This is a genomic window from Lentzea sp., assembly GCF_035525475.1.
In the GTDB taxonomy this organism is placed as follows: domain Bacteria; phylum Actinomycetota; class Actinomycetes; order Mycobacteriales; family Pseudonocardiaceae; genus Lentzea.
The window spans coordinates 146,164-152,605 of sequence record NZ_DATLEC010000265.1 but is presented as its reverse complement, the minus strand read 5'-3'; the positions used below and the strand labels follow the sequence as shown (position 1 = coordinate 152,605).

The following is a 6,442-nucleotide window of genomic DNA, read 5'->3' as shown; positions in this document are numbered from 1 at the left end:
GTCGGGCCAGCCGTCCTGGACGAACCTGTTCCAGGAGCCGCTCCCCTCCCAGCGGACGTCCTCGGAGAGCTGACCGAACGCCTGGCCCTCGCGGCGACCTGCCTGTGCGGCGCGCAAGCGCGAAAACACTTGCGCACCCCTTGCCGCGGTTGCCGCGATGATCACCCATCTGAACAGATCGGGGGTTCCGTTCACCACAGGTGAGTGCTGACGCACCGCCCGAACGGAGAATCCCGCCTTCATCTCCGGTCGCACGCACGGCGAATCCGCGACGACCTGCGAACCTGGCTCCTGACCTGCTGCGCCGGCACTTCCCGCGGACCAGCCCGGACGGCCTCGTGCGGCCGGGCCTCACGGTCACCTGGCGCGGTACTTCCCGCCGGACGACGGCCCGCCGCTGCACCTCGCGGCGCGCACCCCACCGGCTCGGGCGTCCGCCGGGCAGCGCATCAGCCTCGCGCTCTGGGACCCGGCCTCGCCCCTCGCCGGAGCGGGCGGCCATCCCCATCCCCGGCCGGACCAGCGCTTCCGCCTGGGCCTGCACCGCCACCTGTGGGACGCGCGCAGGACCGGTGAGCTGCGGGAGCGGTCCGGAGCGGCGCACTGGTCCACGGGCGGCGATCCCGGGCTGCGAGACGGCCACGCCGCCCACCGGTGGGCGGCTGAAGCCGCGCTGGTGCTCGAAGCAGAAGGACGTGTGCGGCCCAAGGCCGCATCGCCCACGGCCCGCGCCCGTACCGACGTCGTCGTCGCCCTGACCGACGGCCAAACGCCCTGGCCCGAGACGAGGCCGGCGTGCCGGACGGTGGTGGGCCTGTTCCCGCGAGAGCGCCGCTCCGGCGAGGACGATCCCGGCTACGTCCCGGACGCACCACCCGAGTGGGCACGTGTGGTGACCATCGGCCGACCATTTTCGAAACTGTTTCGATAGGTTTTGCGGGTTTTCGAAACATTCCATTCGCCGCATTCGAATCGAATGGACCCTTGATCGGCCGCACTGTCCCGTTCAATACTGGCAACGTCTCCATTCACACGGCGCACGGCCACGGCGCAGGCCACACGCCCTGAACAGATGAATGAACGTCCCTGCCAACCCCATTCACCCGCGATTGTGCGGGTGCTCCTCAGAAAGCGCCGAAAAATGACGCTGACACTGAAGTCAGTAGCACGAGCCGGACTCGTGTCCTCCCTGGTGGCAGCCACTGTGGGCGCCGCGGTCTTCGCGACCACGACGCCCGCCAGCGGAGCGGCCTCCACCCTCGCGGCGGCAGCCCAGCAGAGCGGCCGCTACTTCGGCACCGCGGTCGCCGCGAACAAGCTCGGCGACTCGACCTACGTCGGAATCCTGAACAGGGAGTTCGACATGGTCACGGCCGAGAACGAGATGAAGATGGACGCGACCGAGCCGAACCAGAACCAGTTCAGCTACGGCAACGGCGACCGGATCGTGAACCACGCGCGCAACCAGGGCAAACGTGTGCGCGGGCACGCGCTGGCGTGGCACCAGCAGCAACCCGGCTGGATGCAGAACATGTCCGGCAGCTCGTTGCGCAACGCGATGCTGAACCACATCACCCAGGTCGCCACCTACTACCGCGGCAAGATCTACGCCTGGGACGTGGTGAACGAGGCCTACGCCGACGGCAGCGGCGGCGGCCGTCGCGACTCGAACCTGCAGCGCACCGGCAACGACTGGATCGAGGCCGCGTTCCGCGCCGCCCGTGCGGCCGACCCGAACGCGAAGCTCTGCTACAACGACTACAACACCGACAACTGGTCGCACGCGAAGACGCAGGGCGTCTACCGGATGGTGCAGGACTTCAAGTCCCGCGGCGTCCCGATCGACTGCGTGGGCTTCCAGGCGCACTTCAACAGCGGCAACCCGGTGCCGTCCAACTACCACACGACCCTGCAGAACTTCGCCGCCCTGGGCGTCGACGTCCAGATCACCGAGCTGGACATCGAGGGCTCCGGCAGCTCGCAGGCCCAGCAGTACCAGGGCGTCACGCAGGCTTGTCTCTCCGTGGCGCGGTGCACCGGCATCACCGTGTGGGGCATCCGCGACAGCGACTCGTGGCGCGCCTCCGGCACCCCGCTGCTGTTCGACAACAGCGGCAACAAGAAGGCCGCCTACACCTCCGTCCTCGGCGTCCTGAACGGCGGGTCGACCACCACGCCGCCGACCTCGACCACGACGACCACGTCCAACCCCGGCGGCGGGGGCTGCACGGCGACGTACTCCGAGGGCGAGAAGTGGAACGACCGCTTCAACGGCAACGTCACCGTCTCGGGCACCGACAACTGGATCGTGACGGTCACGGTGAGCTCGCCCCAGCGGATCATCGCCACCTGGAACACGACTGCCTCGTGGGACTCGGCGAACGTGATGACCGCACGTCCGAACGGCAGCGGCAACACGTTCGGCTTCACTGTCCAGCACGGCGGCAACTGGAACTGGCCCAGCGTGTCCTGCCGGGTCGGCTGATCGTCTGATCACCTGACGGGAGGGCCTCACCCGAGGCCCTCCCGTTCCCGTCAGAGCACGCCGTCCGGCCGGCGTCCGGCCTGGAGAGCGTCGACCTGCTCGGCGGTGAACGGCGGGTCGAGCAGGTCGGCGCGCACGGCGTGGCAACGGAACATGTCCGCGATGTAGTGCATCCGGCCGAGCAGGTCCGCCCAGTCGCGGGCGGCCGTGCCGGCCACGCTGTCCGGCGTGGGATCGACGATCCGCAGCAGCTCCAGCAGTTCGGGGTCGGCCAGCTCGGTGAGCAGCGGCGGGAACGTCGCCGGCAGGTCGGTGCTCAGGTCGAGCACCTCACCGCCCGGCAGCGACAGCGTCATCAGGTGCCGGGTCACCGCCTCGCGGACCACCCTGCGCGCCTGGTCCGCCAGCTGTTCCGAGGCGATGCGCACCGCGGCGCGCCTGCCGAGCACGGTCAGCAGCACCAGCCGCAACCACCTCACCACCCGGTTGCCCGGCAGGAGCAGGTCGAACAGGCGTTGCTCGAGCTCGCGCGGGTCGACCACCGGCGCCTCCAGCGCGCCGGCGATCTCCGGTTGCAACCGGGTCTGCTCGTGCAGCCCCACCTCGATGTTCGCCAGGAACAGCAGTTCGGCGCGCCGCTTCTCGTCGCGCGTGGTCATCGCCCGGTGGTATCGGGCGAAGGCCTGCCGCAGGTAGCGCTGCCCCTCCGGCGGCTCACCGGGCCGCAACGCGTCGCAGAACTCCCTGATCCGCCCGTCCCGGCCGGTGGACACCTCGCCGAACTCCGCCAGGAAGCGGGCGAACTCGCGCGCGATCTCCTCGAACACCTTGAGGTTGCCCCGTGCCGCCGCGGCACTGACGTCGTCGAGCCGCGCGGTCGCCACCACCGCCTGGCGCACGACCGAGTGGGCGTGGTCCAGGGTCTGCCGCGGAACGGCCCGCCGCACACCGCGCACCACCAGGTCCACCCCGGCGGCCACCTCGGGCGAGGACTTCAGCAGGCGCTCCACCGCGCGCACCAGGTCCTCCTGCCGGATCGTCTGCCCCACCTGCTTGGACGCCCACACCGCGAAGGTGCACCAGTTGGCGGCGCCGCCGGTGCGCGCGGCCAGCGCTCGGGCCAGCCGGTGGTAGCAGTGGGTGATCCGCAGGTTGCGCACGACGATGTCGGCGTGCGCCGCGATCTCCTCGACCTCGCCGACCACGGGAGGGACTCCCCCGCCGGGCTCGCGCACCTCCGCGTCGGTTCGACTCATGAAGCTGACCTTTCTCTCCTGCGTCACACCCTGAGGTCGTCGGCGGGGCGGCGAACGTAACGCCCGGCGGTGGGCGCGCGGCCAGGTCGCCGTATGCCCGATCGACCACTGGTCCTTTCGGCCGCACACCCCTGCGGCGGAAGATCGAATTTCGCGGCCGAGCCATCCCCGGAGCCGTGCCGCGCGTCTCCACCTCACGGGGGCCGCGCCGAAGCGGCCCACTGACACTGGGGTTCTCCTTTGCGTGCACTGATGATCGGCGCGGCAGTCGCTCTGGCCGCGGCACTGGCGCCGAGTACCGCTCACGCGGCGCCGCCGTCCAACGACGACTTCGCCGACGCCACGACGATCGCCTCGCTGCCCTTCTCGTCCACTCTGGACACGCGCGAGGCCACGGCGGCGGACGACCCGTCGCACTGCTGGTGGGGCACCAGCAGCGTCTGGTTCCGCTACACCGCGCCCGCCGACGGTTTCGTCCGGATGAAGACCGACCGGCCGGACGACGAGAAGCCCGCCATCTCCGCCTTCACGGGGGATCGCGGTGCGTTGACGTGGACGCCCGGCGCGTGCCAGCCCCCGCACGGCGGCGGCTCGAACACGTTCGCGGTGAAGGCGGGCACCACCTACCACTTCCTGCTGCAGGACACCGTGTTCGCCGGGCCTGTCAAGTTCGACCTGGAGTCCGTGCCCAGGGTCGCCAACGACGACTTCGCGGCAGCCGCGGACATCTCCCTGGGCACCGACGTCGCCGGTGAGACCGGTGCCGCCACGGCCGAGGCCGGCGAGGTGACGAGCTGCGACAGGTACCACAACCGTTCGGTGTGGTACCGCTACACCGCCGACCGCACGGGGATCCTCGCGGCGAACGTCACCCAGCGCAACAACAGCGCGGCCGTGGCGGTCTTCCGCGGCAACACACTCGGTGCGTTGTCCGAACTGGACTGCATGCAGAGCAACCACGCCCCGGCGATCTTCGCCACCACTCCCGGTGAGACCTACTACGTCCGGGTCGCGAGCAGCGACTACGGCTCGGCGCCGCTGACGTTGCGGCTGGAGGACGCGCCGCAGATCAAGCCCACCACGACGTACGTCCTCCCGGCGCAGCCCGGTGTCTTCGACGAGGTCCGGTTCGGCATCGACCCGGGCGACCCGGCCGGTCGCTGGCTCGCGGGCGGCGAGGTCCGCTTCGGCGACGGCACGTCCGCCACGATCCCGGCCGTGCCCGGCACGGCGGACGTCTCGCACAGGTACGCCGCCGACGGCGAGTACGAGGTCACGATCAGCGGGTACACGGCGGACGGCCGTTCCGGCACCACCACGCAGACGCTGAAGGTCGAGACGCACGACGTGACCGTGTCGAACGTCGTCGCACCGGCCAGCGCGAAGGTCGGCGAGACCGCGACCGTCGAGGCGTCGGTCAGCAACACCCGGTACTCCGAGAACACCGTCGTGGAGCTGTTGCGGCGCAAGCGGGACGGCTACTGGACGATCGTCGGCACCGTGAACCAGCACGTGGCCAAGGACAGCACCGCGATCGTGCCGTTCACGTACACCTACACCGCGGACGACGCGGCCCTCGGCAAGGCGACGCTCAAGGCGCGGGTGCGCCTGGCCGGCCGCGAGGACAACAACCCCGCCGACAACGAGCGCGTCGTCGAGACGACCGTCGCGGCCGGGTAGCGGGTCCTCCTCCGAACCGTCCGGGCAGCGCCGAGGAGGGCGCTGCCCGGACGGGCTGGTCTCACCCGCCGACGTGCCGTGCCAGCAGGCCGAGCGCCCGTCCGAGAACGGGTGAGTCGTCGTCGGCCCGCACCGCGGCCACGAGGTCGATGCCCCGCCTCCCCACGAGCGGGCGGTAGACGGTGCCCGGCACACCGAGTTCCGCGACGGGCTCCGGCACCACGGCCACACCCAGCCCCGCGGCCACGAACGTGACCAAAGTGGACGTTTCCGCCACCTCGTGCCGGACGCGGGCCTCGAACCCCGCCGAGCGGCACAGGTCCGTGACGATCCCGTGCATGACGGAACGGCCGCGGGACGCGTGCACGACCAGGTCCTCGTCACGCAGGTCCTCGATCTTCACCCGCTTGCGCCGCGCGAGCCGGTGGTCCTCGGGCAGCGCCACGATGAACCGGTCGCGGCGCACCGTCCGCACCCGCACCGCCGGGTGCTCGACCGGCGGGCGCAGGAGTGCGAGGTCGACGCGGCGGGCGAGCAACGACTCCAGCTGGTCCGGTGCCAGCATCTCGCCGCGGAACACGAAGTCCACGGCCGGCAGCTCCTCCCGCAGGGCCCTGGCGAACGCGGGCAGCAGGCTGTAGGTGGCGGAGCCGACGCAGCCCACCACCAGGCGGCCCTGCAATCCCTCGGCCACGCGCCGCGCCTCCGACGCCGCGTCGTCCACGGCGGCGAGCACGGTCCGGGCGCGTTCCAGGTAGACGGTCCCGGCGTCGGTGAGCTCGACCTTGCGGGTCGTGCGGTGCAGCAGCGTCACCCCGAGCTCGGCCTCCAGCTGCTGGATCTGCTGGGACAGCGGCGGTTGCGCCATGTGCAGGCGCTCGGCGGCACGCCCGAAGTGCCGTTCCTCGGCGACCGCGACGAAGTAGCGCAGGTGACGGAGTTCCACCCATTGATATTCGCAGAGTCTCAGTCACCATGAAACGAGTATTTCCGGATATGGCCGCGCGGGCCTAGCGTCGAG

At 70.8% G+C, this 6,442-nt stretch carries 4 protein-coding genes; 2 read left to right on the top strand and 2 right to left on the bottom strand.

The features are described 5' to 3' along the window. Nucleotides 1-1,141: 1,141 nt before the first annotated feature. Nucleotides 1,142-2,485: an endo-1,4-beta-xylanase gene (locus tag VM306_RS41055; protein ID WP_325525154.1), complete on the top strand. Its 1,344-nt coding sequence runs from the start codon at nucleotides 1,142-1,144 to the stop codon at nucleotides 2,483-2,485. A gap of 50 nt (nucleotides 2,486-2,535) precedes the next feature. Here VM306_RS41055 and VM306_RS41050 read toward each other — a convergent pair whose 3' ends face one another. Further along, nucleotides 2,536-3,741, bottom strand: a complete 1,206-nt coding sequence (locus VM306_RS41050) for a hypothetical protein (RefSeq protein WP_325525150.1) — start codon at nucleotides 3,739-3,741, stop codon at nucleotides 2,536-2,538. A 252-nt stretch (nucleotides 3,742-3,993) separates the two neighbouring features. Here VM306_RS41050 and VM306_RS41045 point away from each other — a divergent pair, with 252 nt between their 5' ends. Then, the gene (locus tag VM306_RS41045) at nucleotides 3,994-5,421 is read left to right on the top strand and encodes a hypothetical protein (RefSeq protein ID WP_325525148.1); all 1,428 of its coding nucleotides are present in this window, start codon (nucleotides 3,994-3,996) and stop codon (nucleotides 5,419-5,421) included. Nucleotides 5,422-5,482: 61 nt separating this feature from the next. Here the strand turns inward: VM306_RS41045 and VM306_RS41040 are convergent, their stop codons facing one another. Next, complete coding sequence (locus tag VM306_RS41040; protein ID WP_325525146.1) at nucleotides 5,483-6,367, bottom strand: LysR substrate-binding domain-containing protein; 885 nt, start codon at nucleotides 6,365-6,367, stop codon at nucleotides 5,483-5,485. Nucleotides 6,368-6,442 lie beyond the last annotated feature (75 nt).